Origin of the sequence: Phormidesmis priestleyi ULC007, from assembly GCF_001895925.1 — a bacterium.
Lineage (GTDB): Bacteria > Cyanobacteriota > Cyanobacteriia > Leptolyngbyales > Leptolyngbyaceae > Phormidesmis_A > Phormidesmis_A priestleyi_A.
Genome location: NZ_MPPI01000001.1, coordinates 1 through 24,604 on the forward strand (window position 1 = coordinate 1; position 24,604 = coordinate 24,604).

Annotated in this window: 26 protein-coding genes; 15 read left to right on the forward strand and 11 right to left on the reverse strand. The window is 48.4% G+C overall.

All coding sequences use genetic code 11. The annotated features are described in order from the left end of the window. Window positions 1-79 precede the first annotated feature (79 nt). The 3 genes from BRW63_RS00005 (at window position 80) to BRW63_RS00015 (ending at window position 5,034) form a co-directional block, all read left to right on the forward strand. The gene (locus BRW63_RS00005) at window positions 80-664 is read left to right on the forward strand and encodes a hypothetical protein (protein WP_073068873.1); all 585 of its coding nucleotides are present in this window, start codon (window positions 80-82) and stop codon (window positions 662-664) included. Between the two features lie 207 nt (window positions 665-871). After that, a complete protein-coding gene (psbA, locus tag BRW63_RS00010) occupies window positions 872-1,954 on the forward strand; it encodes a photosystem II q(b) protein (RefSeq protein WP_073068874.1) in 1,083 nt (360 codons plus the stop codon). 164 nt (window positions 1,955-2,118) lie between these two features. Further along, on the forward strand, window positions 2,119-5,034 hold the full coding sequence (locus BRW63_RS00015) for a glycerol-3-phosphate acyltransferase (protein ID WP_073068875.1): 2,916 nt from the start codon (window positions 2,119-2,121) through the stop codon (window positions 5,032-5,034). Window positions 5,035-5,354: 320 nt separating this feature from the next. Here BRW63_RS00015 and BRW63_RS00020 read toward each other — a convergent pair whose 3' ends face one another. After that, entirely contained in the window at window positions 5,355-8,585 is a 3,231-nt protein-coding gene (locus BRW63_RS00020) for an AAA family ATPase (protein WP_073068876.1), read from the reverse strand. Window positions 8,586-9,083: 498 nt separating this feature from the next. Between BRW63_RS00020 and BRW63_RS00025 the strand changes: the two genes are divergently transcribed. Then, on the forward strand, window positions 9,084-9,764 hold the full coding sequence (locus BRW63_RS00025; protein WP_073068877.1) for a hypothetical protein: 681 nt from the start codon (window positions 9,084-9,086) through the stop codon (window positions 9,762-9,764). 124 nt (window positions 9,765-9,888) lie between these two features. Here BRW63_RS00025 and BRW63_RS00030 read toward each other — a convergent pair whose 3' ends face one another. After that, window positions 9,889-10,215, reverse strand: a complete 327-nt coding sequence (locus BRW63_RS00030; RefSeq protein WP_073068878.1) for a hypothetical protein — start codon at window positions 10,213-10,215, stop codon at window positions 9,889-9,891. A gap of 55 nt (window positions 10,216-10,270) precedes the next feature. Beyond that, window positions 10,271-10,552 carry a hypothetical protein gene (locus BRW63_RS00035; RefSeq protein WP_073068879.1) on the reverse strand — a complete coding sequence of 94 codons (282 nt, stop codon included), beginning with the start codon at window positions 10,550-10,552 and terminating at the stop codon, window positions 10,271-10,273. A 203-nt stretch (window positions 10,553-10,755) separates the two neighbouring features. Here BRW63_RS00035 and BRW63_RS00040 point away from each other — a divergent pair, with 203 nt between their 5' ends. After that, complete coding sequence (locus tag BRW63_RS00040; protein ID WP_073068880.1) at window positions 10,756-11,367, forward strand: Uma2 family endonuclease; 612 nt, start codon at window positions 10,756-10,758, stop codon at window positions 11,365-11,367. A gap of 100 nt (window positions 11,368-11,467) precedes the next feature. Beyond that, on the forward strand, window positions 11,468-11,710 hold the full coding sequence (locus BRW63_RS00045; protein WP_073068881.1) for a helix-turn-helix domain-containing protein: 243 nt from the start codon (window positions 11,468-11,470) through the stop codon (window positions 11,708-11,710). 182 nt (window positions 11,711-11,892) lie between these two features. On the opposite strand, the gene BRW63_RS00050 is transcribed toward BRW63_RS00045, so the two are convergent. Both BRW63_RS00050 and BRW63_RS00055 read right to left on the reverse strand, forming a co-directional pair. Then, the gene (locus tag BRW63_RS00050) at window positions 11,893-12,108 is read right to left on the reverse strand and encodes a hypothetical protein (protein WP_073068882.1); all 216 of its coding nucleotides are present in this window, start codon (window positions 12,106-12,108) and stop codon (window positions 11,893-11,895) included. A 55-nt stretch (window positions 12,109-12,163) separates the two neighbouring features. Then, a complete protein-coding gene (locus BRW63_RS00055) occupies window positions 12,164-12,370 on the reverse strand; it encodes a hypothetical protein (RefSeq protein WP_073068883.1) in 207 nt (68 codons plus the stop codon). 133 nt (window positions 12,371-12,503) lie between these two features. On the opposite strand from BRW63_RS00055, the gene BRW63_RS00060 reads away from it, so the two are divergent. Further along, window positions 12,504-12,692, forward strand: coding sequence for a hypothetical protein (locus BRW63_RS00060; protein ID WP_073068884.1), 189 nt, complete (start codon window positions 12,504-12,506; stop codon window positions 12,690-12,692). Between the two features lie 166 nt (window positions 12,693-12,858). After that, on the forward strand, window positions 12,859-14,364 hold the full coding sequence (locus BRW63_RS00065) for a peroxidase family protein (RefSeq protein WP_073068885.1): 1,506 nt from the start codon (window positions 12,859-12,861) through the stop codon (window positions 14,362-14,364). A gap of 183 nt (window positions 14,365-14,547) precedes the next feature. Here BRW63_RS00065 and BRW63_RS00070 read toward each other — a convergent pair whose 3' ends face one another. The 5 genes from BRW63_RS00070 to BRW63_RS00090 all read right to left on the reverse strand — a co-directional run bounded on the left by BRW63_RS00070 (window position 14,548) and on the right by BRW63_RS00090 (window position 17,361). After that, a complete protein-coding gene (locus BRW63_RS00070; protein ID WP_219898253.1) occupies window positions 14,548-14,847 on the reverse strand; it encodes a type II toxin-antitoxin system VapC family toxin in 300 nt (99 codons plus the stop codon). Continuing rightward, window positions 14,844-15,047, reverse strand: coding sequence for a hypothetical protein (locus BRW63_RS00075; RefSeq protein WP_073068886.1), 204 nt, complete (start codon window positions 15,045-15,047; stop codon window positions 14,844-14,846). The genes BRW63_RS00070 and BRW63_RS00075 overlap by 4 nt, the downstream gene beginning before the upstream one ends. Before the next feature lie 103 nt (window positions 15,048-15,150). Beyond that, window positions 15,151-15,540 (reverse strand): restriction endonuclease, encoded by a 390-nt coding sequence (locus BRW63_RS00080; RefSeq protein WP_143161978.1) that lies wholly within the window; start codon window positions 15,538-15,540, stop codon window positions 15,151-15,153. A 201-nt stretch (window positions 15,541-15,741) separates the two neighbouring features. Beyond that, window positions 15,742-16,722, reverse strand: a complete 981-nt coding sequence (locus tag BRW63_RS00085; RefSeq protein ID WP_083582581.1) for a DUF6602 domain-containing protein — start codon at window positions 16,720-16,722, stop codon at window positions 15,742-15,744. Between the two features lie 60 nt (window positions 16,723-16,782). Continuing rightward, a complete protein-coding gene (locus tag BRW63_RS00090; RefSeq protein ID WP_073068889.1) occupies window positions 16,783-17,361 on the reverse strand; it encodes a Uma2 family endonuclease in 579 nt (192 codons plus the stop codon). A 242-nt stretch (window positions 17,362-17,603) separates the two neighbouring features. Here BRW63_RS00090 and proB point away from each other — a divergent pair, with 242 nt between their 5' ends. The 3 genes from proB to ftsE all read left to right on the forward strand — a co-directional run bounded on the left by proB (window position 17,604) and on the right by ftsE (window position 20,417). After that, complete coding sequence (proB, locus tag BRW63_RS00095; protein ID WP_073068890.1) at window positions 17,604-18,716, forward strand: glutamate 5-kinase; 1,113 nt, start codon at window positions 17,604-17,606, stop codon at window positions 18,714-18,716. 86 nt (window positions 18,717-18,802) lie between these two features. Then, window positions 18,803-19,618: a WecB/TagA/CpsF family glycosyltransferase gene (locus BRW63_RS00100; protein ID WP_073068891.1), complete on the forward strand. Its 816-nt coding sequence runs from the start codon at window positions 18,803-18,805 to the stop codon at window positions 19,616-19,618. 55 nt (window positions 19,619-19,673) lie between these two features. Then, window positions 19,674-20,417, forward strand: a complete 744-nt coding sequence (gene ftsE / locus BRW63_RS00105; protein WP_073068892.1) for a cell division ATP-binding protein FtsE — start codon at window positions 19,674-19,676, stop codon at window positions 20,415-20,417. Here the strand turns inward: ftsE and BRW63_RS00110 are convergent. Continuing rightward, window positions 20,414-20,605 carry a DUF2949 domain-containing protein gene (locus BRW63_RS00110; RefSeq protein ID WP_073068893.1) on the reverse strand — a complete coding sequence of 64 codons (192 nt, stop codon included), beginning with the start codon at window positions 20,603-20,605 and terminating at the stop codon, window positions 20,414-20,416. The two genes, ftsE and BRW63_RS00110, sit on opposite strands and share 4 nt — an antisense overlap. Before the next feature lie 110 nt (window positions 20,606-20,715). On the opposite strand from BRW63_RS00110, the gene BRW63_RS00115 reads away from it, so the two are divergent. The 4 genes from BRW63_RS00115 (at window position 20,716) to BRW63_RS00130 (ending at window position 24,586) form a co-directional block, all read left to right on the forward strand. Next, window positions 20,716-21,486 (forward strand): response regulator transcription factor, encoded by a 771-nt coding sequence (locus BRW63_RS00115; protein ID WP_317615769.1) that lies wholly within the window; start codon window positions 20,716-20,718, stop codon window positions 21,484-21,486. Window positions 21,487-21,754: 268 nt separating this feature from the next. Next, window positions 21,755-22,168, forward strand: coding sequence for a hypothetical protein (locus BRW63_RS00120; protein WP_073068894.1), 414 nt, complete (start codon window positions 21,755-21,757; stop codon window positions 22,166-22,168). Between the two features lie 112 nt (window positions 22,169-22,280). Continuing rightward, the gene (locus BRW63_RS00125) at window positions 22,281-23,012 is read left to right on the forward strand and encodes a response regulator transcription factor (protein WP_073068895.1); all 732 of its coding nucleotides are present in this window, start codon (window positions 22,281-22,283) and stop codon (window positions 23,010-23,012) included. 374 nt (window positions 23,013-23,386) lie between these two features. Continuing rightward, entirely contained in the window at window positions 23,387-24,586 is a 1,200-nt protein-coding gene (locus BRW63_RS00130; protein ID WP_219898256.1) for an HhoA/HhoB/HtrA family serine endopeptidase, read from the forward strand. Window positions 24,587-24,604: the final 18 nt, after the last annotated feature.

Consider the following 24,604-nt stretch of genomic DNA (forward strand, 5'->3'; position numbering starts at 1 on the left):
GAAACCTTTGCACAAGTCAAGCAGCTATTTGTGCAATTCTTGCAGTCTTACACGTTTGATTTTCCCAAGTTGCGGCGCTATGGCTGATCTTACAACTCAAATAGGACTGCTATATGCCGAACTGGTTAGAGAGGGATCGGTAGTCGCTAAAATTGCCAGAGTCTTGAGAGCGTGGGCACAAGAGTATCCAACAGGTATGCGGGTCGTTCGTCGAGCAGACAATCTTAACGTAGCTGGCGTTATAATTCTTTTCCCGGTCAGCAGTGAGTCAGAGTTTAATTTCTTTCAGCCACCCAGCAAGAGTTTTTATCTCACATCAGACAACCCTGTAGACCCCTTTATAAGAGCAGCCGTGGGTGATGAGAACTGTACCTCGGTTTACATTCGCGCCTGGATTATCGATCCTATGTTTTTTAACCCTGCAACTCTTTATCAGCTTCTAGACGATACTCAAAAAACTCTGAAGCGAATGCAGTCTGACTTTCCACAACTTTGCGACCTCTACTCTATCATTCTTCATCCGGTTCACGAAGAACTGAGACGGGTGTTGGGCTTTGAGCGAATTTATCAAGACACTCAACGCTCTTACTCTTGGGTCTATCTCGCCGCCGATCGTTTTGTCAATCTTGATATTAAGCAGGCGTTAACCAATCTTAAAATTTAGCCAACATTCATAAACTGATCTACGAGGCTCTCATTTTTCAAAAGGTATGCCCAGTAGAGAGTAGATAAGCTTTGTTACAGTCAATTTACAAAATATGAGAGCAATCTTAATTTACCGCTTTACAAAAAGAAATATTTGACCTACTGTATAGAGGTGGGTCGGAAAACCGCCCTACAACTCATTAAAAATCAAGCACTCATACTTACCATGACGACCACAATTCAGAGACGCGAAAGCGCCAACCTGTGGGAGCAGTTTTGCTCTTGGGTCACCTCCACCGAAAACCGCCTGTATGTGGGCTGGTTCGGCGTGTTGATGATTCCCACCCTGCTCTCCGCGACCCTCTGCTTCATCATCGCCTTCATTGCTGCCCCTCCGGTAGACATTGATGGCATCCGCGAACCCGTGGCTGGTTCCTTGATGTACGGCAACAACATCATCTCCGGTGCGGTTGTCCCCTCCTCCAACGCCATCGGCTTACACTTCTACCCAATTTGGGAAGCCGCCTCATTAGACGAGTGGCTCTACAACGGCGGACCTTATCAACTCGTGGTCTTGCACTTCCTGCTCGGCATCTTCTGCTACATGGGACGGGAGTGGGAACTGTCCTACCGTCTCGGCATGCGTCCTTGGATCTGCGTTGCTTACTCCGCCCCCGTCGCCGCTGCGACTGCCGTGTTTTTGATCTACCCGATCGGACAAGGCTCGTTCTCGGACGGCATGCCCCTGGGCATCAGTGGCACCTTCAACTTCATGTTGGTGTTTCAAGCTGAGCACAACATCTTGATGCACCCGTTTCACATGCTGGGAGTCGCTGGAGTTTTCGGCGGTAGCTTGTTCAGTGCGATGCACGGTTCGTTGGTGACCTCCTCGTTAGTGAGAGAGACGACCGAGAACGAATCGCAGAACGCGGGGTACAAGTTTGGGCAAGAAGAAGAGACGTACAACATTGTGGCCGCGCACGGCTACTTTGGGCGGTTGATCTTCCAATATGCGTCGTTTAACAACAGTCGCTCCTTGCACTTCCTCCTCGGCGCTTGGCCCGTCGTCGGCATTTGGTTCACGGCGTTGGGCATCAGCACGATGGCGTTCAACCTGAACGGGTTCAACTTCAACCAGAGCATCATTGATTCGCAGGGACGAGTGATTAGCACTTGGGCGGATGTGATCAACCGAGCGAACTTGGGGATGGAAGTGATGCACGAGCGGAATGCCCACAACTTCCCGCTTGACCTGGCATCGGGCGATGTGGCACCTGTGGCTTTGTCTGCGCCTGCTATCCACGGTTAAGCTTTCCTGGGTAGAATCGGTCTGACATAGAAAAGCCCTCCACTTGCGTGGAGGGCTTTTTGAATGTTTGGCCTTTGCAGCAATGAAGACTTTAGAGAAAACTTAGACTTTTTGCTGAACACGATCGTAGACTGCAAGAAAGGTTTTATTTTGCTTTTACAGTCATGACGCTCACCCAAGTCTGGGGATCTCTCGTGATCTTCATAATCTGTCCAATTTTGGGAGGTCTGCCTCTGATCGATTGGATGACTTATGGAATTACTAGGAAACGGTTAAAAAATCTCGGCACCGGAAATGTGAGTGTCTCGGCTGCTTTTTATCATGGCGGAAAGTTTGCCGGAATTTTAGCCGTTCTGTCGGAGGCGCTAAAAGGAATTGCAGCCGTTTTTCTGGCTCGTGCTTTCTTTCCTGATCATGCTGAGTGGGAAATGATTGCACTGATTGCTTTGGTGTTTGGGCGTTATTGGATTAGCCAAGGGGCGGGCACGACGAATGTCGTCTGGGGTTACGCAGTACACGACCCGATTTCTGCTCTTCTGGTTTTCTTAATCGGTGGCATCGGCTTTACAATTCTTCGAGAACGCAGCCAGGGTCGAATCGGCATTCTGATTTTATTCCCCCTAGTGACTGCGTTGCGGCATTCTCAAGACTCTGCATTGATTGTGATGACGATCGCGTTAGCAGTCCTTTTAGGATGGATTTACAAAAAGATTCCAGACGACTTAGATATGAGGACTGAAGCCGCGCAAAAAACATCTCAGTCTATGTTTAAATTCTTTCGGGGCGATCGCTCCCTAGTTTCTCTCGATCAACGTTTGTTACCGGGCAAGGCAGGAGAAAAAGCGGCAACTCTATCGGATCTGAAGCGATCGGGCTACCCAGTGCCAGAGGGTTGGGTTTTGTTTCCGGGTGATGACCCTGCGCCGCTGATCGAGATTCTTCAGCCTTCTGAGGCGGAGCCTTTGGTCGTCAGATCTTCTGCGATCGGAGAAGATTCTGAGGCGGCTTCGGCGGCAGGACAATATCAAACAATTTTGGGCGTGACGCGGCGAGAAGAACTGCTGCCCGCGATCGCGCAATGTTTAGAGTCTTATAATCGCGCTTCGGCAGTTCAATATCGGCGCGATCGTGGATTATCTGATAGTTCGATGGTGGTGCTGATTCAGAAGCAAATTCGGGGTGTGTTTTCTGGAGTTGCCTTTAGTCGCGATCCCATTTCTAGGCAAGGCAATGCGGTTGTTATTGAAGCCCTGCCGGGTGATGCAGAATCGATCGTATCAGGACGAGTGACTCCAGAAGCTTATGAGATTCAAGTCCCCGATGCTTTAACGCTAGATTCGGATTGGGTTTTACCCGATGAATTGATATTGGAAGTCACGGGAGTAGGCAATATTCCACCGAGATTAGTGCAGCAAGTGGCTTTTCTGGTGCGCCGTCTTGAGAATCAGTATCACGGCGTTCCTCAAGATGTGGAGTGGACTTATGATGGTCGCGCTTTGTGGGTGTTGCAGTCTCGACCCATCACAACTCTGTTGCCAATCTGGACTCGTAAGATTGCGGCTGAAGTGATTCCGGGGTTGATTCGTCCGCTTACCTGGTCGATCAATCGTCCGTTGACGTGCGGCGTTTGGGGAGAAATTTTTACGATCGTGCTGGGCGATCGCGCTCAAGGACTCGATTTTAATGACACGGCAACGCTGCACTACTCTCGCGCTTATTTCAACGCATCACTGCTAGGGCAACTTTTTCGACGAATGGGGTTGCCGTCTGAGAGTTTAGAGTTTCTCACGAGAGGGGCAACATTTAGTAAGCCTCCGGTGCAGTCAACGCTTCGCAATCTGCCGGGATTGCTGCGGTTAATCGGTCATGAATGGCAGCTTGAGCAGAACTTTGGTCGGGACGATCGCCGCAGATTTTCTCCTTTTCTCAACGAGGTTGCGACGCATCCCACTTCTGAATTGTCTGTTGCTAATCTGGTAGAGCGAGTTGAGCTGATTCTTGAGTTGCTCAAAACTGCCACTTTTTATAGCATTTTGGTTCCGTTGAGTGCAGCATTGCGAAAGGCGATTTTGCGAGTTAGCGATGAACAGATTGACAATGGAGATACGCCAGAGGTGGCGGCACTGCGATCGCTGCAAGCATTAGCGATCGCAGCCCATCAAGATTTAATCAGCAATGAACAGATAACTGGGACAGATAAAAATGCTGTTAGCAGTTCAGAACTTTTTGGAATGCTAGACAGAACAGTCAACGGGCGAGAAATTCTCGATCGGTTTGACCAAATCTTAAATCGTTATGGCTATTTAAGTGAGGTCGGAACCGATATTGCGGTGCCTACTTGGAGAGAATACTCACAACCTGTTCGAGATTTATTTGCTCAGTTTTGTTTGAATCCGCCCCTTAGAGCAGAATCAGTTAAGCCACGTAAAGCTGGGTTTGTTCAGCGTCGGTTTGGTCTCAAAGGGCGAGTCACAGAAGTTTATAGTCAGCTATTAGCAGAGTTGCGATGGAGTTTTGTTGCGTTAGAAAGGGATTGGCTGCAATCGGGCATACTTTCTGAACCGGGTGATATCTTTTTTTTAGCGTTAGAAGAAGTCCGCCAAGCCTCGCATCTTGATCGCCAAATGCTTGAGCGGATTCCTCAAGTGATTGCTCAACGTCGATCGCGCCTTCAGACCGATGATCAGCTTGAGCAAGTTCCGACGATCGTCTATGGAGACGATCCACCCGCCCCGATTTTGCAAAATTGGCAATCTTCTCAGCAGTTGCAAGGCATTGGGGCCAGCCCCGGACAGGTTGAAGGACGCATTAAAGTGATGCGATCGCTGTCAGCAAATGTAACTGACCTCGATCGAGAGACCATTCTCGTGGTTCCTTATACAGATTCTGGCTGGGCACCGCTTTTGGCAAGAGTGGGAGGATTGATTGCGGAGGTTGGCGGTCGGTTGTCGCACGGGGCGATCGTCGCTCGTGAATATCGCATTCCCGCTGTGATGGATGTCAACAACGCGACTCATCTTTTGCGCGATGGGCAGTCTGTTCGCATCGATGGTCAAAGCGGAACGGTTGAAATTTTGTAGTGGTGAAGAAAAATCTAAGGATCGTAAATTACATAACGTCGGTTACTTGCAAGGTTGAAGGCACGGCAGTGCCCTACCCGTACGTAAATTTGCTTAATTTAGCGTCAGTTCGATGAGTTCTTTCGCTTCGTTTTCAGCGGCTTCTGCCCCCTAAATCCCCCAATTTTGGGGACTTTAAGCTCAGAGTTTAGGTTCAAAGTCCCCCAATTTTGGGGGATTTAGGGGGCAATCCGGATTTGCAACCGCAGCGAAAAACTTCATCGATCTCACGTTAAATCAAATTGATACAATCACTCTGGCAATTTAATTTTGATAGATCCCTAGAGGCAGAGCATAATTTGTGAGCCTTCAGAGGTTTTTGTGACCTCAATGCGCGCTTGGAACGCCTCTCGAAAATAGGGCATGTGTGTAACTGTGAGAATGCAGGAAAAGTCAGGCGCGATCGCATTAATCGCCGCAATCAAGCGATCGCAGCCTTCTTGATCCTGTGTGCCAAAGCCTTCATCAACAATCAGCATTTGCAGGGCAGTGCCCGATCGGTGTGATAGCAATCGAGCCAGCGCCAGACGAATTGCAAAATTAACCCGAAAGGCTTCTCCGCCTGAATAGGTTTCATAAGGGCGTGTGCCGTGAGCGTCGGCGATCAGAATGTCGAGGGTCTCGATCGATTTGGGATTTTGGGTGATGCCTCGCGTCGATTTGCTAGAAGATTTTGCACTGCGGGCGGTGCGTTGAGTCACAAATTGAACGTGCAGTTGATTGGCACTGAGACGAGAAAGAATTTGATTCGTTGTCGCTTCTAGCTGCGGCAGCACATTCTCAATCAAGAGTGCCTGAATGCCATTTTTGCCAAAGGCTAAGGCGAGTTCTTGATAGACTCGGCTCTGCTGACGTGCCAGGGTTAACTGGGTTCTGAGTTCTCCATCTTGAATTCTGAGCGCGTCTTGCTGCTGTTGCTGTTGCTGAAGCCGACCCAGACGGGCAAGCTGTTCATCTAGCTGTTGGCGCTGCCGTTGTAGTTCTTGTTCGATCGCCTGAATCTGAGCCGTAAAATCGGATGTTTGCTCTAAATAACTGACGAGTTCTTGAGTGTGGAGGCTCACCGTTTGCAGCTCGTTTAGCCGCGTCTGGAGGGTTTGCGCCAAGTCTTGGAGACGCTGCTGCACCTGCGGAAATTGCTGCTGTGCCTGTCGCAGTTCTTGAAACCGCAACTGCCAAGGCTGTGCCTGCCGGAGTGCGACTCTGAGCGCATTGTGTTGCGCTAAATCATAGCCAATTTCAGCAATTTGGCGATCGCTCTGCACAAATCCGGCGGCGGTGTCTGCCTGAAGCTGTTCTATTTGCTGTTCTAGCTGAGACACTTGAGCTGTTAGCTCTGGCTGATGGGCAGTCATTTGGGCCTGTCGTCGCTGTGCCTGTTTGATATCTGCAAGTTTAATTTCTGCCCACCGCCAGCGATCGACGGCTCCTCGTGCCAGGGCGTGATCTTTTTCGTCATAGCTCAGTTGTTGGAGGCTGCGATCGAGTAGGGTCAATTCTTCTTGCACATCAGTGGCATAGTCTCGATCGTGCAGTTGTTGTTCGAGTTGAGAAGCTTCTACCGTAAGTTGTTCCAGGCTTTTTTGCACATCGGCGGTAGTTTGAAGTTGTTCTTGCAGTTGTCCGCGTCGCTCTAACGCCGAGCCAAATTGCGCGAGTTGAGTGTCAAGTTCTGCATATTCTCGCCGCAAAACTTGAATTTCTCGCTCAGACACCGCTAACTGTTCTCGAATCACCCAAATTTGATCGAACACTTCTTGCCGCTGCTGCTCGTGTTTTTGTAAGACGAGATTCCAGTGGGGTTCATCGAGGGGACGATCGCAGAGCGGACAAGGCGGATAAGAAGAATTTTGCGGGTCGAGGATTGAGGGTTGCGTGAGAGTCGCAACAGATTGAGTTGCGGATGAGGACTCGGTTGAATGAATGGATTGTTCATCCGTAACTCTATCTGCTGTCAACTCACGTTCTAGTTCTGCAAGATCTTGATCTCCTAATGTGCCTTGTTTGAGCATCCGCAGTTTGTGATCTAATTCGGCGAGATGGGCTTCGTGGTCGCGCTGATGGGCTTGCAGTCGATCCATAAAGCTGCGCCGCTCTAGCCCTTTTTCGCGCACTTGTTCTTGATAGAGTTTGAGTTTTTCTAACGCTTCAATGCGATCAGCAACTTCGACGGCTGCGCGCTGTAGTTTGGGCTGACGCTGCTGCTGGGTCTGAAGCTGATGTGCAGAAGTTCGCAGTTCATCAAGTCTGGCGGTGAGTCGGGTTGAGGCTCGATCGAGATCGCTTTGCAGGTGTTGGCGACGCTGAAGCAGCGGAGCCACTTGCATTTGCAGTTGGTCTAGATGAGTCAGTTGCAGCCGTGCCTCTCGCAGTTGTTCAACTCCGGCTTCAACATCGGCAGCTTTGCTGAGGGTGCGCTGAATCTCTTGAAACTGTTGTTCTAACACCACGCCTTGCGCTTGCAGATTTTGTAACTGATTTTGAAGATCGTTGAGTTTCGTGGTTTGTTGCTGCTGATATTGTTGGCGTTTGGCTTGAGCAACCTGATGGGCTTGAAATTTTGTAGTAAAGCCGTCTTCCCGCATTTGCAGCGTTTGCCATTGCTGATATCCATTGGCGATCGCGCGTTCTTGTTGCAGCAATTCAATTAGCGTTTGCCGTTGGTGATCGATCTGCGTGAGTTCTTTTTGCAGGCGTTGGCAGTCTTGATTAAGATTACGTTGCTGTTGCTGTTGCCAGGTGAGTTGCTGTTTTGTGGTTTGTCGGTGTTGCTGTCTGGCTAAAAGATTCTGCAACTGCTCATTATAGGCAGTTTGCTGCTGCTGCATTTGCGCTAGTGTTGCCTCTAACTGGGCGCGTTCTAGCGCGATCGCTTCGGTTTGTTGCAACTGTTGTTGAATCGACGCTAGATTTCGTTCTAGCAGTTCTACTTGCCCTTTAAACTGACGAGATTTATCTTTGGCTTGCTCTGCTAACTCATCATAGCGCTGTAGCTTTAACAGATCAGCGAGAATTTGTTTACGATCGCCCGGACGCTTGAGCATAAACTCATCGGCGCGACCCTGCCGCAAATAAGCTGAGTTGACAAACGTATCGTAATCGAGCTTCAAATGCTCCAGAATTAAGTGCTGAGTGGCACGAATTCCTTTTTCGGTGAGCGATCGAAACGAGGGTAAGTGTGAATCTGAGTTGTGACTTGCGATCGCTCCGTGGGCAATTTGAAACTCTAGCGCTACGCCGTTTCCTCGTTGCCGAGTTCTGATCACGCGATAGGTTTGTTGATGCATGCTAAACACAAACTCAACTCGCGCTTCAGCTTCACCAACGTGAATTACATCATCTTCAGAGGCTGCCCGACTTTCGCCCCAGATCGCCCAAGCAATTGCCTCTAACAGCGACGATTTGCCAGCCCCGTTAGCTCCGCACACGCAAGCGGTGTGCAGCCCCCGAAAGTCAAGCGTGGCGGCACGATAACTCAAAAAATTCTTGAGTGTGAGTTGCTGAGGAATCATTGAGAGCGATTCGCCCGATCGAGTGAATTGAGTACAAATGCACCGAAGTACACTCGCACTTCTTGTAGTGTACGCGCTTGAAGGGTTAGTCCGTAACGGTTTTTCTAAAAACTCTTAAAAATGACGGCGCGATCGGGCTTTTCAACATACCCTATGGGTCTACTGTGTATACACAAATCGTTTATCGCTCCATTTCAGCCCCCTAAATCCCCCATTTTGGGGGACTTTGAGAAGAGAGAGTTCCAAAATTCAAAGTCCCCCCATTTTGGGGGATTTAGGGGACAATTCCCAAGAAATCCGAACTTGAAGCCATTTGTATATACACAGTAGCCCCATGAATAGGGGATTGGCGATCGAGCATCGTTGATAGCAGAAGCCTTTCACAATCTGCACCTACCTTATGCCCTTTGGATGATTTTTCCCTCATTAGGAACCTTGCTAAACTTGCCTCGGTCATTGAAACCATCGCTACTAGACTAAGACTCTAAGGACGTGCAAATGTTGAAATTCAGAAAATGGCAAACGGGGACTGTCCTGGCTCTCACATTGGGCATGACCTCTACAAGTCTGGCACCCTTTGCGATCGGCAATGCTGCCGCCGCGCCCTTGTTCCCTTCACAGCAGTATCCTTCTACTCAACCCGTCCAATCGGGTCAGGTGAGAATTCCGAGAGGCACGGTTCTGCCTGTTACCTATGACAACGACAAAATTGTGGTGGCACCTAACGAAACCAGTGCAGTCACGCTGAAGATTGCTAGAAACGTTCGCACTTCGTCTGGCGCGTTGTTGATTCCGGCTGGAAGCCAGGTAGAAGGCGAACTCAGACCTTCGCAAGGCGGCACTCAGTTTTTTGCGAAAACGCTGGTTTTGACGAATGGCGATCGCCTGTCGATCGATGCCTCTTCTAATGTGGTGACCCGCAGAGAAACCATCCAAAAAGGTGCAAGCACAGGCAGTATTTTAACGGGTGCCGCGATCGGGGCGGGTGCTGCCGCGATTATTAGTGGAATCACAGGCAACCGCCGCATTTCTGTAGGCAAGGTTTTGATCGGGAGTGGTGTGGGTGCTTTAGGTCAATTCTTGCTGAAACGTGGCAGTGCCGACGTGCTAGTGGTAAATCCTCAAACTGATTTGTCGTTGACGCTCAACAGTTCTCTAACAGTGAACGCTGTCTACTAAAGCTCTGAGGTTAATCGGTGTAGGTGCGTTATTTGTAATGCTTTTACACAGATTATTTTTGTTTAAAGTAATTTAGTGACGCGATGTGCGACTTTCCTAAAACCGCCTCAAAGCAGCCCCCACCCTAGCCCTCTCCCCAAGGAGAGGGAACCAGAGATTGATTGAAACCCATCTCCTGCGGGAGAGGGGTTTGGGGTGAGGGTTTATGGCTTTCTGCTTGAGCAATCTCGTAGACAATCTCAAATTCAGCATCGGGGCTAAGGCGCTGAATCACTTTCAAATATTCTTCGGCGTGGGTGCGGCGACGAAATCGATCGATAAATTGACGCTGAAAATTAGGCAGGCGACGATAATCACCCAGGGACTGAGCGAGTTTTGGTAACTCATATTTTAGATGCCACGAAAAACAGTTGAACTTTCTAACAATAAAAAACCCCTGGTTTGGGGTCAATAGATAAGGATGAGAGTTTCCAGTAAAAAGTCAGAAAATAATTCAATAATAAATTTTATGAATCTTCCAACTGTTGCAAAACGGCTTGAAAGATCTCGCGTTGACTCTTTCCGCCTTCTTCCAGCATTCGCTTAATCGTCATGGCATAGCCCAGCGTGTTTTCGTATTGGTCTGGCATTCCAGGAAAATCGACCCCTGAACCCCAACGTTCGATCGTGTCTTCCTCCAAACCAATGACGCGGGAAAGCAGTTTTACGCATTGCGTGCGGTAGCCTCTGGCTTTCTCGTCTTCTTCACTAACGTTGAACCACAAGCGGCAAAATTGTCTCGGCTTCATCTTGTTCGGCAAATCATGCGGACTAAACGATGATCTACCTTTACCCTTTAACCTCAAGATTGGATACCTGTTTAAGCGGAAGGATTGGGGTTAATGTATCACGAATCCTAGGATAGAAGGCTGGAAACTTTCCATCAAACACTGGAAAGTTTTTCAGTTCGCGTTATCGTAATATCAGTTGAAAGATGAGAGAGGCAAGCACTATGTTTCAAGCTTCGCCAAAATTTATGAGTTTTGAGGAGTTTGTAGAGTGGTATCCCGATCGAGCAGGGCGCTACGAACTCTATAGAGGAGCGATCGCTGAAATGCTGCCAACAGGTGATCACGAAGAAGTAACCGCATTTACTACAGGTGAATTGTTTCTGGAAGTTCGACGGCTGCAATTGCCTTATATCATTCCCAGAACTTACCTGGTTAAGCCTCCCGGCGAAGACAGTGGCTACCAACCAGACATTCTTGTTTTAGACCGAGGGGCACTTCAGGATGAACCCCGCTGGAAGAAATCATCGACGATCGAGCATGGCAAATCGATCAAACTAGTCGTAGAAGTGGTGAGTACCAATTGGAACACCGACTATGGAAACAAGGTGACAGACTACGAACGGATGAGCATTCCTGAGTATTGGATTGTCGATTTTAAAGGATTGGGTGCAAAGCGATATATTGGCTCTCCCAAACAGCCGACGATTTCGGTTTATCAGTGGATGGAAGGCGAGTATCAAGTGCAGCAATTTCGGGGAAAAGATCGGGTTATTTCTGACACCTTTCCAGAGTTGGCGCTTACCGCAGAACAAATCTTTGCGGCTGGGGTTTAGAAGAAGTTTATGTTTAGCTGCTCTTAGAGGTAAACCATCTCGTAAACGATATGACACGTCACCTATCAATCCGGCAATATGGCGCGTCAATATTTTGAGAGTGAACAAAGATCGCCGCCCCCAAGACAGCCAATCGCCGATCGAAGCTTTGAGAGTCGAACGAACCCATTTTTCTCAAGCTGAGTTTGCGGTGCATTGTGGCGTTCCCCTTCGCACCTATCAGAGATGGATCTCTGGCGAAACGGAAGCGAAACTCACGCCTCGTCAGTGGAAAGCGATGATGCAAGTATTGCAGATCTCAGCCGATGAGATTCCCAATGATTTTAGTTCGCTAGGTAGCTGAGATGAGTGCGTAAAGCAGTTTGCGTGATCGTAATAGCAGTTTGCTCAACTCAACGGTTTTAGTAATGTGTTGATTAAGTGCAGTATGGTCGTTTGTCTGTACCACAGCCCGACTGCACCCTGGCAGGATGCTAGATCAACTGCGCGTAGGGCGGCGATCGTTTAGTTATCCAAAACAGAGTCTCAGTCTTCGCTCATCAAGGCTTTCCGATAACCCAACTTTTCTAGCTGGACTAGGACGACAACGCCTGTGATTTTACCTGGTTCTTGTTGGGTGCGATCACGAATCAGATCGCCGATCAGTGGGTATAGATATTTCGCGAGTCCTGGGCGTAAGGTATCGCTGTTGTTAGCACCATAAAGAATGCTACAAATGTCTTTGCAGGTATATCCCAACAACCAGGCACCACCATTACATCATCCGAAACCTGATTAAGCATATCCGCAGACACGATCACTGCGTTGCCAACTCATCTACAAAAAGTTCATCATACACGTCATTTTCCGCGCCTACCCAAGCCTGATAAGCCCCGGACGCTTCACTCGAAACCTGCTTGACTTGATGATGATCTCGCAAGGCAAGAACCAACGGCATCAACAAAACCAACTGCTCATCAGAAAGCTGTTCAATCAAATTTAGAAGGTCTTGGCGAAGCTGCATAATGACCTTACCTTGACATATATCTTCTCTATTCTATTGTCGCAATACAGAAGGGAATTAGAACAGGAATTGAAACTGCTGTTTTGTTGGAAGGGCGATCGCTCCCAAATCTAACAAACGCCTGCGATCGCCTATGTTAGAAGCGATCGAATCTCTCTCCATTGACGATCAAGCCGCGCTGCTCGAAATCATCCAACGCCGACTGATTGAACACCGCCGTGCAGAAATCGCCAATAACATTGCTCAAACGAAAGCCGCTCATCAAGCAGGCACCGTATTTCGAGGAACTGTGGAGGATGCGATCGCAGAGTTAAATCGTTGAAAACTATCACAAGAGGTAACAGTTATAAGCTACAAAAAACAGTATCGTGCGTTACTTATCTTCAAGAAATATGCTGCGAGATGTTATATTTTCGCGCTCTTAATACCTGATGGTTAGTCTGGAGGTGAATTTAAGCTAGACCGATCGCGGTAAGGAAACCCTTTATATGACCCGTCATGGAGCCATGCCTTTAGGAGGAGAGAACCCTCCTCGCTCTATCTACCACGACCAAGGAAAGTTTGGACGACTATTCCCAACGCTACCGCCCTTTGCAGGAGACAACCCCACCTTGCGAGCAGCCCTCAAAGAGATTGGTAAACAAGGCGGCATCATGGATGCCAAAGATGATATCAATGACCCCGTTGGACTAATTACCAAACCCGAAAAAAGTCTGGAAAATCCCAACAACCCAAACCTGACCGCAGGCATGACTTTTTTGGGTCAGTTTCTCGACCACGATATGACCTTCGACCCTACATCGAGTTTAGAACGTCAGCAAGACCCAGAAACGATCGCCAACTTCCGAACACCGACCTTGGCGCTAGACAACGTTTATGGGTCGGGTTCGATCGCCTCACCTCACTTATATGATCAAAACGTTGACTCTGGGCTGACCACCTTTCTGACCGAAGAAATCCCAGACTCAAGTACCGTGTCTCGCGATGGCAAACCCCGATTTGATCTACCTCGCAACAGTCAAAACGTTGCCCTGATTGGTGACCCCCGCAACGACGAAAACTTGATTGTCTCTCAACTCCACCTTGCCTTTTTGAAGTTTCACAACGCAGTCGTGGCGAGGGTCAAGCAAGAAACAGAATTGAAAAATCCGAATGAGATTTTTGCAGAGGCACAGCGCTTGGTCAGATGGCACTATCAGTGGATTATTGTGCATGAGTTTCTGCCCAAAACGGTAGGTCAAGAGATGGTCACAAACGTTTTGACCCATGGGCGGAAGTTTTATAACTGGCGCAACTTGCCCTTCATTCCTGTTGAGTTTTCGGTAGCAGCCTATCGATTTGGGCATTCGCAGGTGCGTCCCAGCTATCGCGCCAACTTTGGGGCAAAACCTGATGATAGTGAACAGTTTATTGCGCTGATCTTTGATGACGGCAGAGTCAATTCACCCGCACCCAATGATCCAGACCCCAATGACCTGCGGGGGGGTAAACGATCGAAACGCCGCTTTATTGACTGGCAAACGTTTTTTGATTTTGGAGATGGGCGATCGCGTCCTAACAAAACGATCGATACGAGGCTCTCGTCAGTGCTGTTTGATCTGCCGGGTATTCCCGGTATGGAGCCTCAGTCGCTTGCTCAGCGCAATCTGCTCCGAAATCTAGCATTTCGAGTACCTTCGGGTCAGAGCGTCGCGAAAGCAATGAATGAGAAGATTCTTGAGCCAAGCGATCTTGCTGACCTCAAGCACTTTGTTTTAGATACCCGTACGCCCCTATGGTTTTACGTGTTGCGCGAGGCAGACGTATTGGGTGACGGCAAGCGCATGGGTCCGGTAGGCGGACGCATTATTACAGAGGTGTTAATTGGTTTGCTAGAAGGAGACTCTTTGTCTTATTTGAAGCAAGATCCTGAGTGGATACCGACTCTCAGCACGACCGGAGACTTTAAGATGATTGATCTGCTTAAGTTTGCAGGAGTCGTGATCAATCTCTAGCGTTAACTTCAGCAATTTGAGCGATCGAGGGGCGTGGGCGATGCGTCCCGACTTGCCTTCAGATTGTTAGCTCTCCCGTAGCAGAGGCACAAAACCTGCTTGCCGAAAGTGTTCATCGTAGGGAAGTGCCTGTGAAATTCTTCGCTCTGGCATAATCAGAAATGAAGCACAGTCTATGAATCCCTACTCTTTATCTTGTCTCTGTGCGTAGAGAAGCAAAGCCTTATCAAATTGCTCATTGGTTTGGGAAATGATTTCAACATCTGGCTCTTGTTGAAGGCGCTCTACAACTTCGACAGCGCGTTGACGAAATCTTGAACCCATTGATGCGTAGTGATTGAGAAACTCCACTAACACCGTTTGACTTGTAACGATCGGTTGAGCCTGTATTGCTTGAGAAACTGTGAGTGCTTTAGTATGCAGTGCGTCATGAGGATTGAAAAGCGCAATCCAATATCCTGCATCAGCAAACACAGCCGTCATGAGTTTTTCGAGAGCTGATCATACAGATAATGTTTGTAATTGATGGAGGCATCACTGGGCACAGTTGTCCATTCTTCATCAGGAATCTGAGCGCCAATTTCGGCAACAATTTCCCAAATCGGTCGCTTAGTGGCGTTTTCTGAGGCGGAAGGCTTTGCATTCGCTACAGCATTGTCTTGTCCGGGCAGTGATGTTGTCATAATTTTAAGGTGTGCAAGTGCGCCTAAAATCTAGTTTAGTCTATGCAAAAAGCGGGCTGCGGAATTCTTTGATCTCGATCTTCTGCTTTGCAGTTACCGCAATCTACACGGCTTCGTCCATCTGCTCTAAAAAGATCGGTAACTGATTGTCTTCCTGGTTTTTGCGTTGGGCAGATTTAAGGACTTCCATGCTGAGAGGTACGTGCAATCGTAGACCGTTTTCGATCATGTCTTGAATGGTGACGATCGCAATCTTGTCATAGGAACATCCCATAATTTTGTGATGATAGAGTCCGCAAGTTTTGGCTTCTTGCAGCATATCTTTGGTGGGTTTTTTGAGGGTGATGAAGATGCCAAGGGCGGCTTTTTCGCGGGTCATTGTGCCCAAGAGATCGCGAATGTCACGAGAATCGACTTTGCCAGATTTGACTTGAAAGTCGTTCTTGTTCGCCAAGGCTTCGGCAGATTTCATGTCTCTCGGAATGCCTGTCATTTTGACGTTAAAGACGGCTGCTTCTCCATAGCTATCTTCGAGGCGTTTGAGAATTAAACTAATGCTTTAATAAGTGATGTCGATGCCAATCCATTTACGGTTAAGTTTTTGAGCAACAGCGATCGTTATTTCTGATGCCTTACTAGGGTTGACACTAAGCGCAGAGAAGATCTTTTTAGCAGAGGTTTAGAAGGAATGATCTCAAAACATGATCTGCCACTCGTCCCAGGGTTCACCATTTGACACTATGCTTCTTTCGACACCTGTTATATATCTCTCAAGTTTTACTTTGATTTCATCAGAATAAATATTGCTGTTCCAATACCTGACAGGACCACTACCAGAACCAGCTATATCAGTCAGGTCATAATAATCAGCAAGGCTACGGTACTCTTGATTCTCCCACGCCAATTTGTGAAATAAGTAAAAGATAAAAGCGCCTATTGGTTTAAAGTGCTCCATTTGATTCTCAAAGTTGTTTGTATGTCCTATGTATGCAGTAGTGGTTTCAAGCGATCGTCCAGAATGATTTGGTGGAGTCCTTAAATTGAGGTATTGATTCGGTGTCAAAAAAGTCTTCTTTGAGGAATGCCAAGATCCAAGATCGGCCACACAGATCAAGTCAATTGTTTTTCTTGGATGATCAACCAATCTGCGATCTTCTTCAACAAGTTTATTTTCAATATTTTCAACTGGTGTTGACCTATCGCCCTTCCAATAATGGGAATGTGCCAGTAACCCATATAATATTGGAGCATTTAGCTCCTTAAAGGGAGAGCCTTTTCTGGGCGTGAAGAATGACTTTATTGCAACACAACTTTCTAAAGCTTCAGCAATATGAGCAGCCTTGAGAGTGACTTTGCATTCAAAAGCAGCAGCTACACCTGCTGCCAAATAAACCTTCTTATTGAGTAGCTTCTTGGGGTAAGACGACTTTAGTACGATTACGTCAACTTGAGGACTGGTATTACCATCCTGGTTTATGATTCTGCCTTTCGTCACAATTTGATAGGTAGGTGGTAACCAATCCCTCAATAGTTCAGCCCAGTTCTCCTCTCCTTGATCTCCAGCAGTACCAGAATCTTCGGTAGCACGTTTCTGAATACGGGCATACTCCGAGGACATCTCTTGGCTGATTTGCGACATAAAATCGAAAAGATCATGACTTTTGATTTCTTCCAAATACTTCTATCTCCCTCTATAGAAAGCTAACGTCTAAGTTCTACAAAAATCATTGCTCCTCTAATCCCCTGCCTTCAAAATCTCTTCAGCCGTCAACTGCAAACTTTGGAGAATTTCAAGCTGAGGTTGAATACGATCGTTTCCTCGAAACTCCCTCACTTCATAGCTTCCACCGAGCAGATTGCAGACAGATATCTCTTGAGTTTCAGGGTCAATGATCCAATATTCGGGGATGGCGATCGCTGCATATTGCCCTAGTTTTGCCACATAGTCGCGGTCTCGCTGCAAGTCTCCAGGGCTAACCACTTCAACAACCAATAATGGAGGAGCCATCGACAGACGAATCGTGTTGCGCCGTTTCAGTTGTTCGATATGTTGTTCACAAATGATGGTCAGATCTGGGAATCGGTTGCGCGGTTCGCCTCTAACTTCGAGTTCTAGCCCATGAGGTCTGACTCTCAGATGTCCTACCAGTGGAAGAAATTGAGCCAGTAGAAAAACTGCAATTCCGACATTAAATCCTGGCTCTGGCGGCACTTCGATTAATTCTCCGTTGAACAATTCATACACATTATCCGTCCCGTCGTCATCGTCAAGATACTCCTCAAAACTTGAGAACCGTTGCTTTGTTTGGGTCATGGCGTTAGCTTTGCTCTAAGTGATATTTGTGCTTCACTAAGTCTTGTTCTGAGTTTTCTCAGGTGCTTAACTATAGATGCTAGTACATTTACCGTTTGTTCGCGATCGACATTCTCCATCCTGCACCCTACGGTTCTTTACTCTATGGTTAGCTATTCATCGTAGCGCAAAATTCATGAGTGATTCTCCATCTCTTTAGTGATTAACAGTCGCAATCATCTAATCATTATTTTAAATTTGCTATGGCTCAAACAGTAGTGGTCAAAATTGGTACATCTAGCCTGACTCAGCCTGAGACGGGTCAACTCGCTTTATCCACAATCGCTGCCTTGGTAGAAGTTCTCAGTACCTTACGACAGCAAGGAAGTCAGGTAGTGCTGGTGTCTTCAGGAGCCATTGGAGTGGGGTGCGCGAGACTGGGAATGACCGATCGCCCTAAATCGATCGCCCTTAAACAAGCTGTTGCCGCCGTTGGGCAAGGTCGCCTGATGCGAATCTACGATGACTTTTTTACGGCAATGCAGCAGCCGATCGCGCAAGTGTTGCTGACTCGTGGCGACTTGATTGAGCGGAGTCGCTATGTGAATGTCTACCGCACCTTTCAAGAGCTGTTGCAACTGGGAGTCGTTCCGATCGTCAATGAAAACGATACGGTTGCGGTGGATGAACTCAAATTTGGCGATAACGACACGCTATCAGCGCTAGTTGCCAGTTTGGTCGATGCAGATTGGTTATTTTTGCTCACCGATGTCGATCGCCTCTATTCCGACGATCCGCGCAGCAACCCTGATGCTCAACCGATCTCGCGGGTTCAAAGTATCAAGCAACTCGCAGAGCTTCAGGTGCAGACGGGCAGTGCGGGTTCTCGCTGGGGCACAGGTGGCATGGTGACAAAGATTGCGGCTGCCCAAATTGCGACGGGTGCCGGGGTGAGAACCGTGATCACTCAAGGACGATCGCCGATGAATCTCTTAAAGATTTTGGCAGGAGAAGCGATCGGCACTCAATTTGAACCGCAACCTCGCCCCTTTAATGCTCGTCAACGCTGGATCGCTCACGGCTTAGTCTCGACTGGAAAGCTAATTTTAGATGATGGAGCCGTCGAAGCAATTTCCAACGCCGGAAAATCTCTACTCGCTGCCGGAATTCTGCAAGTTGAAGGCGAGTTTGAGAGTCATGACGCGGTGACTTTATGCGATCGCTCTGGTCTTGAAATCGCTAAAGGGCTAGTGAACTACAGCCGCGAAGAGTTGCAGAAGATTCAAGGACACCAATCTGAAGAGATCCCCATAATCTTGGGTTATGAGGGTGCAGAGACGATCGTGCATCGCGACAATTTGGTGTTGAGCCACTAATCAGATTTGGGTGCAAAATTTGGTTGGTCAGTTAAAATCCATAGCTTGATAAGCTGATGGGGATGAGGAACGTGAGCCATTTAACGATGAAAACAGACCGCCAATTTTCGGTCATGGGGTTGCCCATACACTTGCGAGACGATTATTCTGGCTGGTTACTCGATCGCCTCGATCAGCGTTTGGGCTGTCATGTCGTCACTCTCAACGCCGAAATGACCATGCAAGCCGAGCAAAATTTTGCCCTGGCAGACATCATTCATCGCGCTGACTTGGTGATTCCTGATGGGGCAGGCATTGTGTTTTATCTGCGGCTCTATGGCAAGCGAGTTGCCCGATGCCCTGGCATTGAGTTGGCAGAGTCGATTCTCAGAAAAGCGGCTCAGTTTAACCTTCGTTCAGAATCTCTAGGTTCAAAGCAAACTTCTACGATCGAGTCCTCTTCAAACCCGGCTCTCTCAGTTTTCTTTTTTGGAGGTGCCCCAGACGTGGCTCAAATCGCCGCTGACCAGTGGCAAAAACAGTTATCGGGGTTGACGATCGCGGGCGTGCAAAACGGCTATCTTTCTGCTCAAGAAGAACCTGCTTTTCTCAAGACTCTACAAACGCTACAGCCGCAGATTATTTTTGTGGGCTTGGGCGTTCCTCGTCAAGAATTGTGGATCGCGGCGCACCGTCACCTCTGCCCCCAATCGCTGTGGATGGGGGTGGGCGGCAGCTTTGACATTTGGGCAGGTACCAAAACTCGCGCTCCCGGCTGGCTGAGAGATAACCATTTAGAGTGGGTTTATCGCCTCTATCAAGAACCCTGGCGCTGGCGAAGAATGCTGGCACTGCCACAGTTTGCCTGGCGATCGATCCTCTATCGGTTCACGAAACGCAACCCGGTCAGCACGAGACTTTGAAGTTTAGATTCGGGTCTTCGTGTTCTAATAGATTGAATTTCCATCGTCACGTCTCATGCCGCAAGTTCTCACCGATTCTTCTGGAAACGCGCAACGCGATCGCCGATCGTCGAGCCAGCCTCCTAATCAAGACAGCATCATTCAGCTTAAGGGTGTTAGCAAAACTTATCGCAATGGCAGTCAAGCGCTGATCGATGTCAGCTTAGAGGTCAAGCGGGGTGATTTCTTGTTTGTCACGGGCCCGTCGGGTTCTGGCAAATCTACCTTTCTCAAACTGCTTTATGGCGAGGAGTGTGCCTCTGAGGGCGAAGTCAGGGTAGACAATGATTTTCCGGCAACGCTGCGGGGCGATCGGCTCTCATTATTACGTCGTCGGATCGGCATTGTCTTTCAAGATTACAAGCTGATTTCCAGGCGTACAGTGACTGAGAATGTGTCGTTTGTGCTGTGGGCACAGGGCTATACGCGCAAAGAAATTAATCGACGCTTGCCCCCCGCACTCAAAATGGTGGGATTGCAGCACAAAGCAGAGTGCTTCCCAGAAGAGCTATCGGGCGGTGAGCAGCAGCGAGTTAGCATTGCTCGTGCGATCGTGGGCACTCCTCCCTTACTCTTGGCTGACGAGCCAACCGGAAACCTCGACCCAGACAATTCTTGGCAGGTGATCAAGATTCTTAAAAAACTGAATCAGATCGGCATTACGGTGATTGTGACGACTCACGATGAGAGTTTGATTCGTCTGTCCAATCATCCAGTTGTGCAGATTAAAAACGGGCGGCTATCGTCTGTGAATTATTAAATAATTTCCATTCGATCAAAAATTTGATCGAGTTGCGATAGCGTCACTAAGCCATATTGCCAAAGCACCATTGGCAATGCGGTCGTGTTTTGCTCAGACTGACGCGCAGCAAGCTCGATCGCTGCCGCCGGAAGTGCCAGTTCTTCTCTCAAAAATCGAATTAAGTCAAGCCTTCTCTTGAGTTCCATGAATTTTGCTATCCCTGATTAAAATTATATTAGATTGGTATTAAATTATGTAAAATTCTCTCATAATCTCCCAGGATGGAAATCTGTCTGAAGAGATAGGTCAAAAACTGTTGGATTCAATCAATTTAGATCCGATCGCGCTATTCAAAACAAGTCTTATGATTCGAGTGCTGCTTGTAGAAGACCAAGAAATTGTGAGGCGGGGTCTGAAGACGCTGCTAGAAACAAAGCCCGATCTCCAAGTGATTGGTGAAGCAGATAATGGTCACAGCGCGATTCGCTTTCTAGCCGACTGCCAAGCCAACGATCAACTTGAAGCGCCAGAAATAACTCCATTTCCCGATGTCGTGTTGATGGATATCCGCATGCCGGGGATGAATGGCGTAGAAGCAACCCGGCTAATTTGTCAGCAGTTTCCAGACCTCAAGGTTTTGGTTTTGACCACATTTAACGATACAGAATACGTTTCTGAGGCGCTGCGCTTTGGGGCCAAGGGATATTTGCTCAAAGACACTCCCGCCGATGAACTGGCTAAAGCGATCCGATCGGTTCACCAAGGCTATACCCAATTTGGGCCGGGAATCGTCGAAAAAGTGATTGCTAAAAAAGTGATGGCTGAACCGCCACCCACAAAGCCAGACTCACCGCAACCATTACCTCCCGGCTTGGCGGAACTGACCGATAGAGAGCGAGACGTGTTGCGATTGATTGCCGGGGGCGCAAATAACCGAGAAATCTCCCAAGCGCTCCACCTGTCTGAAGGAACGGTGAGAAATCACATTACACACATTCTTACCCGACTGAACTTGCGTGATCGCACCCAGGCCGCGATCGTGGCAAATTCCTGTCGCCCCTGGTTAGAAGGAAGAGACGAAAAATGAGAGATTGCATAACTTCATCAAGACGCACGTCTAAAAGGAGGTAGTCACTAGCGAGAGAATACACGATGACTAATCCAGTCCCACTCCATGACAAATCTCCTATCTCAGCCGTGACATCTATTCGATGTGAGCAACCCTTTAAACCCGGTAAATTGAGCCTGTAAATCTGGGGGCACTTAACTCCCATCAGGCTTAAATTCATGACCAAAATGGAAGAATTCAAGCTGATTTGCGGACGCACCCAAGCAAGTCTCCACACCGAATTCGCATGAGCAATCAAGTCTTTGAACCCAATCTGTTTGTCTTCCACAATGGCGAAACTCAGATTCAATACTCGATCGGTCGTCAATCAGGTGTTTCAGAACTCGATTATCAAACCGCGCTACTCGATCGTAGTAACCATTTTAGCGGTGACGAAATTAGCATCATTGCCATCGCGATCGGCAGACTGATCACCGTCACACTAGCGTCTGATCTCGCTCAACAAAGTGAGAAAATATTGACCTTGCTGTTACCCATTGTTTATCTACCTGTCGGTGTAATGGAGTATTCCATTCAGGCTGAGGTGATTCTGACGACTCGACGACTGCCGCAGCCGAGGGGTTGGCGGCGAGTTGAAGGACAAGTTGAAACCTATCAGACGCGATCGCTCAGTGGCATCGCGCGGCTAGTCGAATTTTGACTCATCCGCTTCTAGAGAAATCATCAACGTCATGCCTTTGTCCATTGCTCTGTTTATTGACTGACTTAACCACCCCTCGATCATTCATCTCACCCTTAAGAGGTCGCCCCCGATGAAACCTGATCAATCCCCTCCAATTCGCCTGTTGATTGTTGATGACCAAAGCCTGATTCGGCAGGGACTCAAAGCAATGCTAGAGATAGAGCCTGATTTGCAGGTGGTCGGCGATGCTGAAAATGGCAAAGTTGCGCTAGAACTGGTTGCCACTCTCCAGCCTGATGTCGTGCTGATGGATATTCGGATGCCCGAAATGGATGGCCGAACCGCAACAAAGCTAATTACTCAAAACTTTCCTAATGTCAAAGTTCTCGTCTTAAGCACGTTTGATGATGATTCTTATATTGCTGGAGCAATGAGGGCAGGGGCAAAAGGCTATTTGCTCAAAGATATGCCTTCGCGTGAGTTGGCAAATGCGATTCGCTTTGGGCATTATGGCTATACTCAATTTGGCCCAGGGTTATTTGATAAATTGTTGGCGACAGACGGGGTTTCGACTTCAACAAACCAAGCATCTCCATCAAAGCCTTCAGAAATCACTGCACGAGAACACGAAGTTCTACGGTTAATTGGGGTCGGGGCGACAAACCGCGAAATTGCCCAACGGCTTTACATCACAGAAGGAACTGTGAAAACCCATGTAACCAGCATTCTCAGTCGCCTCAATCTCCGAAATCGATCGCAACTTGCCATCTATGCCAATGCGGTTCCCAACGAGAAAAACAGCCTGTCAGGAAGATTAGGCAACCAATGGGAGGACGATCGAGCACTCTTAAACGATTCGTAGACTTGGATCTCGTCCATTAATCGTAAGGCCATGGCACTGCTGTGCCCATTGACACTGCCAGTAACCGATCCTATTTAATCCACGATCGTTAAGAACGTGGATTTATTAAGGTGCAACTTCTCGGACTCAACTAGCGCGTCTATCAGTTCGTTGATGGCTGCGTTTGAGTCGGCTTGTGCTCCCTAAATCTCCCATTCTGGGGGACTTTGAAACCGGGAATCTTGGCTCAAAGTTCCCTAATTTTGGGGGATTTAGGGGGCGAAAATCTCAGCCATGACGAATCAAGAGTTTGATCATAAGATTGACAGGTTATTTAATCCACGATCGTTAGGATATATTCCTAGAAGACAATCTCCTGCATGATTCAAAAATACATGTCAGCACCTGTGAAACAAATCCTTAAACACTCTGCGTTTTATCTGGCTCTATTAACTGCAAGCAGCAGTGTAGGATGTTCTGCAATTAGAGGCTCAAGTCAGCCCCAAGAACCCATTCTGAGCCAGACGGCTCCTGTGGCACCGACTCAACCTAATCAATTGACTCCAATTCGATCGAGCGACAATCCCGATTATGTGACTCAAGTTGTCAAGCAGACTGGGCCCGCCGTCGTGCGAATCAACTCGACTCGCACGGTGCAAGAAGAACTTCAAGACCCCTCGATCGAGCAATTTTTTGGCGGTCAGGCACCTCGCAAACAACAAGTGCAGCGAGGCACTGGGTCAGGCTTTATCACCAGCGCTGATGGTCGAGTCGTCACCAATGCCCATGTGGTCGAAGGAGCCGACAGTGTGGTCGTAGTGCTTACCGATGGGCGACGGCTACGAGGCGAAGTAGTCGGAACCGATCGCGTGACCGACCTGGCCGTAGTTAAAATCGACGCGACGGGGCTACCCACCGCAAGATTAGGAAACTCAGACAACTTACTGCCGGGGCAAGCCGCGATCGCGATCGGCAACCCGCTCGGACTTGACAACACCGTCACTCAAGGCATTATCAGCGCGACCGGACGATCGAGCGCTGATGTCGGCGTTCCGACTGAGCGCATTAACTTTATCCAAACCGATGCTGCGATCAATCCGGGCAACTCTGGCGGGCCGTTGCTCAACTCATCGGGTGAAGTGATTGGAGTCAACACTGCGATCATTCAAGGCGCACAAGGGTTAGGGTTTGCAATCCCCATCAACACGGTGAAACGGATCGCAGAGCAGCTTGCTACAAAAGGTCGCGTTGACCATCCCTATTTGGGCGTTCAAATGGGCGAGTTAAGCCCAGAGTTACGATCGCAGATCAATCAAAGCAATGCTGGGTTTAAAGTCAATCAAGACTCTGGCGTGATCGTGATCGCAGTTGCGCCTAACTCCCCGGCGGCTCGTGCGGGGTTGCGTCCGGGTGACGTGATTCAATCGGTTAACAATGTGGCGATTCAAAGTTCTCGACAAGTGCAAGAGCAGGTCGAAGCGAGTAGTATCGGCAACCCAATGCAAATCACAGTCAAGCGGGGAAATCAGACAGAAGCGATCGCGGTCAAACCAGAGCAACTGCCTGTGCAAGAAGCCGTCGATCGTCGAGGGTGAAGACTTAGTTGATGGATA

Excerpts from the sequence above, each read along its gene's own strand:
- BRW63_RS00020 (WP_073068876.1), bottom strand. The coding sequence starts at position 8,585 with ATGATTCCTCAGCAACTCACACTCAAGAATTTTTTGAGTTATCGTGCC.
- BRW63_RS00025 (WP_073068877.1), top strand. The coding sequence starts at position 9,084 with ATGTTGAAATTCAGAAAATGGCAAACGGGGACTGTCCTGGCTCTCACA.
- BRW63_RS00080 (WP_143161978.1), bottom strand. The coding sequence starts at position 15,540 with ATGACAGGCATTCCGAGAGACATGAAATCTGCCGAAGCCTTGGCGAAC.
- psbA (WP_073068874.1), top strand. The coding sequence starts at position 872 with ATGACGACCACAATTCAGAGACGCGAAAGCGCCAACCTGTGGGAGCAG.
- proB (WP_073068890.1), top strand. The coding sequence starts at position 17,604 with ATGGCTCAAACAGTAGTGGTCAAAATTGGTACATCTAGCCTGACTCAG.
- BRW63_RS00070 (WP_219898253.1), bottom strand. The coding sequence starts at position 14,847 with ATGACGGCTGTGTTTGCTGATGCAGGATATTGGATTGCGCTTTTCAAT.
- BRW63_RS00060 (WP_073068884.1), top strand. The coding sequence starts at position 12,504 with ATGTTAGAAGCGATCGAATCTCTCTCCATTGACGATCAAGCCGCGCTG.
- BRW63_RS00120 (WP_073068894.1), top strand. The coding sequence starts at position 21,755 with ATGAGCAATCAAGTCTTTGAACCCAATCTGTTTGTCTTCCACAATGGC.
- BRW63_RS00035 (WP_073068879.1), bottom strand. The coding sequence starts at position 10,552 with ATGAAGCCGAGACAATTTTGCCGCTTGTGGTTCAACGTTAGTGAAGAA.
- BRW63_RS00040 (WP_073068880.1), top strand. The coding sequence starts at position 10,756 with ATGTTTCAAGCTTCGCCAAAATTTATGAGTTTTGAGGAGTTTGTAGAG.
- BRW63_RS00005 (WP_073068873.1), top strand. The coding sequence starts at position 80 with ATGGCTGATCTTACAACTCAAATAGGACTGCTATATGCCGAACTGGTT.
- BRW63_RS00125 (WP_073068895.1), top strand. The coding sequence starts at position 22,281 with ATGAAACCTGATCAATCCCCTCCAATTCGCCTGTTGATTGTTGATGAC.
- BRW63_RS00110 (WP_073068893.1), bottom strand. The coding sequence starts at position 20,605 with ATGGAACTCAAGAGAAGGCTTGACTTAATTCGATTTTTGAGAGAAGAA.
- ftsE (WP_073068892.1), top strand. The coding sequence starts at position 19,674 with ATGCCGCAAGTTCTCACCGATTCTTCTGGAAACGCGCAACGCGATCGC.
- BRW63_RS00075 (WP_073068886.1), bottom strand. The coding sequence starts at position 15,047 with ATGACAACATCACTGCCCGGACAAGACAATGCTGTAGCGAATGCAAAG.
- BRW63_RS00015 (WP_073068875.1), top strand. The coding sequence starts at position 2,119 with ATGACGCTCACCCAAGTCTGGGGATCTCTCGTGATCTTCATAATCTGT.
- BRW63_RS00055 (WP_073068883.1), bottom strand. The coding sequence starts at position 12,370 with ATGCAGCTTCGCCAAGACCTTCTAAATTTGATTGAACAGCTTTCTGAT.
- BRW63_RS00090 (WP_073068889.1), bottom strand. The coding sequence starts at position 17,361 with ATGACCCAAACAAAGCAACGGTTCTCAAGTTTTGAGGAGTATCTTGAC.
- BRW63_RS00065 (WP_073068885.1), top strand. The coding sequence starts at position 12,859 with ATGACCCGTCATGGAGCCATGCCTTTAGGAGGAGAGAACCCTCCTCGC.
- BRW63_RS00130 (WP_219898256.1), top strand. The coding sequence starts at position 23,387 with ATGTCAGCACCTGTGAAACAAATCCTTAAACACTCTGCGTTTTATCTG.
- BRW63_RS00100 (WP_073068891.1), top strand. The coding sequence starts at position 18,803 with ATGAAAACAGACCGCCAATTTTCGGTCATGGGGTTGCCCATACACTTG.